The organism is Oryzihumus sp., assembly GCF_036391795.1.
Lineage (GTDB): Bacteria > Actinomycetota > Actinomycetes > Actinomycetales > Dermatophilaceae > Oryzihumus.
Map to the genome: position 1 here is coordinate 1 of NZ_DASVZH010000142.1, position 4653 is coordinate 4653.

The following is a 4653-nucleotide window of genomic DNA, read 5'->3' on the forward strand; positions in this document are numbered from 1 at the left end:
GGGTGTGCCCACCCGAGCGTGATGGCCGCCTCCCGTGCCGGGAGGGGGCCTTCTGCGTGCGGGGTCCGGCGCGTTGTGTGGGCGCAGCGTGTCAGCGGCTGGTGGAGCGGCGGTACTGCGCGCTGGCCAGCGGGACGAAGACCAGCAGCACCCCGACCGCCCAGATCAGCGTGTAGGCGACCGGGTGGTTGAGCGCCCAGCCCTCCTGCGGCGGGTGCGGGTCGGGGATGTTGCCGAACAGCTCGCGCGCGGCCTGGGTGACGGCCGAGACGGGGTTCCACTCGGCGAACGTCTTCAACGGGCCGGGCAGCGTGGCCAGCGGCACGAACGTGTTGGCCACGAAGGTCAGGGGGAAGATGATGATGAACGAGGCGTTGTTGACGACCTCGGGGCTGGGCACGAGCAGCCCGACCCACGCCATGACCCAGGAGATGGCGTAGGCGAAGACGATGAGCAGCAGGTAGCCCGCCAGCGCCTCCCCTAGGGAGGTGTTGATCCGCCAGCCCACGACCAGGCCGGTCAGCGACATGACGACCAGGACGATGACGTTGTTGACCACGTCGGAGAGGGTGCGGCCGAAGAGCACCGACGACGGTGACATCGGCAGCGAGCGGAACCGGTCGATGATGCCCTTCTTGACGTCGTCGGCCAGCGCCGAGCCGGTGATCGTGGCCCCGAAGACGACGGTCTGGGCGAAGATGCCGGCGATGAGGAACTGGCGGTAGAGGGCGCCGCCACCCCGCTGGTCGATCGCCCCTCCGAAGACGTAGGCGAACAGCAGCACGAACATGATCGGCGACAACGTGGTGAAGACCAGCAGGTCGGGCACCCGCTTGATCTTGATCAGGTTGCGCTTGGCGACGACCATCCCGTCGCTGACGGCGGTCTGCACGCTCATCGGGCCTCACTCCCCACCGGCTCGCGCCCGGCGGCCTCGTCGTCCGCGGTCTCGCTGGGGCGGCCGGTCAGGGTCAGGAACGCGTCGTCGAGGGTCGGTCGTCGCACCCCGATGTCCTGGACCTCGATGCCCTCGCCGTCGAGGGCGCGCACCGCGTCCAGCAGCGGGCCGGTCCCGCCACCGGTCGGCAGGGTGATCCGCCGGGTGTGCTGCTCCACCTCGGGCTCGGCACCGTCGACGGCCAGCGGCGCGAGCACCTCGGCGGCCCGTCGCAGCAGTGCGGCGTCGGCGATGACCACCTCGAGGCGCTCCCCGCCGACCTGGGCCTTGAGCTCGTCGGCGGTGCCGGAGGCGATGACCTTGCCGTGGTTGACCACGACGATCGAGTCGGCGAGCCGGTCGGCCTCCTCGAGGTACTGCGTCGTCAGCAGCAGGGAGGTGCCGGTCGAGACGAGGTCGGTGATGACGTCCCACATGTCGCCGCGGCTGCGGGGGTCGAGCCCGGTGGTCGGCTCGTCGAGGAAGATCACCGGCGGGCGCGCGACGAGCGCGCCGGCGAGGTCGAGCCGTCGCCGCATGCCGCCTGAGTAGGTCTTGACCGGGCGGTCACCGGCGTCGCTGAGGCGGAACTGCTCGAGCAGCTCGCGCGCGCGGGCCCGGGAGGTCGCGCGGCCCAGGTGGTAGAGCCGCCCGACCATGTCGAGGTTCTCGAACCCGGTCAGGTAGTCGTCGACGGCGGCGAACTGTCCCGAGAGCCCGATCAGGCCCCGCACCGTCGCCGGCTCGGCCAGCACGTCCACCCCGGCGACGTGGGCGCTCCCGGCGTCGGGCTTGAGCAGGGTGGTCAGCACCCGCACGGCCGTCGTCTTGCCGGCGCCGTTGGGTCCGAGCACGCCGAGCACCGACCCCTCGGGCACCCGCAGGTCGAGCCCGTCCAGGGCCCGGACCTCCTTGTAGTGCTTGACCAGCCCCTCGGCCACCACTGCGTCCGTCATGCGGGTCAGCCTCGCACGGCCCTCCGACGGCCCGCGACCGAAAAGGCGCAGGTCACCTCAGCCGAAGTTCAGCTTGTAGCCCTTGCCCCGCAGCGTGCGCAGGACCTCCTCGCAGTGGGCCTGGCCCTTGGTCTCCAGCTGCAGCGCGATCTCGACCTCGTCGACGTGCAGGGTGGCACCCATGCGGACGTGCTCGATCTCGAGCACGTTGGCGTCGACCGCGGCGAGGTCGGCCAGCAGCGCGGCGAGCGAGCCCGGCCGGTCCGGCACCCGCAGGCGGAACTGCAGGTAGCGCCCCGCGGCGGACATGCCGTGCCGGATGATGCGCAGCAGCAGCAGCGGGTCGATGTTGCCGCCGGAGAGGATCGCCACCACCGGCCCGTCGCACGACCCCTGCCCGGCGGCGAGCAGCCGGGCCACGGCTGCGGCGCCGGCCGGCTCGACGACCAGCTTGGCCCGCTCCAGGACGAACAGCAGCGCGCGGGAGATCATCTCCTCGCTGACGGTCTCGACGGCGTCGACCAGCTCGCGCACGATCGCGTAGGGGACCTCCCCGGGGCACCCGACCGCGATACCGTCCGCCATCGTCGACATGGAGCCCAGTGGCACCGGCTTGCCCGCGGCGAGCGACTGCGGGTAGGCAGCCGCTTGCTCGGCCTGCACCCCGATGACCCGCACGTCCGGACGCTTGGCCTTGACCGCCACCGCGATGCCGGCCAGCAGCCCGCCGCCGCCGGCGCTGGTGACGATGGTCTTGACCTCGGGGCACTGGTCGAGGATCTCCAGGCCGCAGGTGCCCTGGCCGGCGACGATGTCGGCATGGTCGAAGGGGTGGATCAGGACCGCCCCGGTCGAGGCCGCCATCTCCTTGGCTGCGACCAGGGCCTCGTCGACGGTGGTGCCGACCTGCTCGACGTGTGCGCCGTAGGCCCGGGTGGCCAGCAGCTTGGGGATCGGTGCGCCGATCGGCATGAACACGGTCGAGTCGATGCCGAGCAGCTGGGCGGCGAGGGCGACGCCCTGGGCGTGGTTGCCGGCGCTGGCCGCGACGATGCCCCGCGCCTTCTCCTCCTCGCTCAGTCGCGCGATGCGCGTGTAGGCGCCACGGATCTTGAACGACCCGGCGCGCTGGAGGTTCTCGCACTTGAGGTACACGTCGGCGCCCACGCGCTCGGACAGGGCGCGGCTGTACTCCAGTGGAGTGGGACGGACGACGCCGCTGAGCAGGTCCTGCGCAGCGATGACGTCGTCGAGCGTGACGGGCAGCGACGGTGATGCCATGCGCGCAGGCTAGTCGGTCGGCTCAGCGCGCTGCGAGGACCCCACGGGCCAGCCGGGCGGCCGCCTCCGGGCCGTGCCCGGGGGCGTCGGTCAGCAGCCCGACCGCGAACAGCAGGTATGACGTGTCGACCGCCGTGCGCGCGCCGTCCGGGACGCGCCACCCGCCGGCGTAGTCCCGGGTGACCGCCCCCAGGACGGCCTCGGCGACCCGCGGGCCGCCGTGGCGCAGGACCCCGCCGGAGCCGACGACGTGGGCCAGGTTGGCCGTGGGCCGGCCACTCTCCCCCGGGTGGGCGGGCCGGGCGTGCCGGCGGACGGCGACCAGCGCGGCGAGCCGGGCGAGCTCGGTGTCGAGGGCGGTCTCGTCCGCGTCCTCGGGCAGGTGCCCGGTGTCGTGGGAGACCGCGTCGGCCCAGCGTCGCAGCCGGTGCAGCTCCTCGCCGGCCAGCAGGTGCTCGGCGACCGCGGCCTCGACCACCCCGATGGCGTTCCAGCGCATGCCCAGGTCGCCCTCGACGGTGCGGGCGTGCCACAGCGGCGCGACGACGTCCTTGTGCAGGGTCGCGTCCTCCCCCTCGGGCGTGATGACCGAGTAGACGTCGGTCGTGGCCCCACCGACGTCGACGACCAGCACGTCGCCGTCGACCGCGGCGGCGAACGTCTCGATCCCCCGCAGCATCGCGTCGGGGGTGGCGGCACGGACCATCGCGGCGAAGTCGGGCCCGCGGGACAGGCCCTTGCCGCCGATGACGTGGCGCAGGAAGACCTCGCGGATCGCGGCCCGGGCGCCCTCGGGGGCGATCACCCCGATCTGCGGCAGGACGTTGCCCGTGATCACGAACCGGCGGCCGGTGGACGCCAGCAGCCCCGAGACCTCACCGGCCGCGTCGGCGTTGCCGGCCACGACCACGGGCTGGGCGATCCGGGCCCTGGCGAGCCGGGAGGCGTTGTGCAGCAGCACCTCCGCGTTGCCGCCATCCGTCCCGCCGACGAGCAGCACGACGTCGGGGCGGGCCGCGCGCAGGGCGGCGACGTCGGCGCCGCCCATCGGGTCGCGCGTGACCACGAGCACCGTGTCGTCGCCGGCGATCGTGCCGATCACGTCGCCGAGCTCGGCCCGGTCGAGGGAGTGCGCCAGGTACTGCGCGCCGCCGGGCGGGGTGCGCAGCACGACCAGGTTCGCAGAGTGGTCGACGGACACCAGCAGCTCGGCCACCGCCCGCGAGAGCCGCGCCCCGGGACTGTCCGGGTGCCGCGGTGTCGCGTCGCCACCCTCGCCCGGGACCGCGTAGACCGAGCGGCCCTCCACGTCGAGCTTGACTGCGCCGAGCTCGTCGAGGTCGCGCGAGAGCGTGGCCTGGGTGACCTTGATGCCCGAGCCGGCCAGCAGCTCGCGCAGCTGGGCCTGGCTGGTCACGTGCTGGTGCTCGACCAGCTCGACGATCAGCCGCTGGCGGGCGATGCGCGTCGCGGGCTGGT

Annotated in this window: 4 protein-coding genes; all 4 read right to left on the reverse strand. The window is 73.3% G+C overall.

Annotation, left to right across the window (positions count from 1 at the left end; genetic code table 11):
- Nucleotides 1-91: 91 nt before the first annotated feature.
- Nucleotides 92-898, reverse strand: coding sequence for an ABC transporter permease (locus VF825_RS08345; RefSeq protein ID WP_331112117.1), 807 nt, complete (start codon nucleotides 896-898; stop codon nucleotides 92-94).
- Nucleotides 895-1893: an ATP-binding cassette domain-containing protein gene (locus VF825_RS08350; protein ID WP_331112119.1), complete on the reverse strand. Its 999-nt coding sequence runs from the start codon at nucleotides 1891-1893 to the stop codon at nucleotides 895-897. The genes VF825_RS08345 and VF825_RS08350 overlap by 4 nt, the downstream gene beginning before the upstream one ends.
- Nucleotides 1894-1950: 57 nt before the next feature.
- Nucleotides 1951-3174 carry a threonine ammonia-lyase gene (gene ilvA, locus VF825_RS08355; RefSeq protein ID WP_331112121.1) on the reverse strand — a complete coding sequence of 408 codons (1224 nt, stop codon included), beginning with the start codon at nucleotides 3172-3174 and terminating at the stop codon, nucleotides 1951-1953.
- 22 nt (nucleotides 3175-3196) lie between these two features.
- A partial coding sequence (locus tag VF825_RS08360; RefSeq protein ID WP_331112123.1) for an arginine repressor occupies nucleotides 3197-4653 on the reverse strand: 1457 nt, incomplete at its 5' end.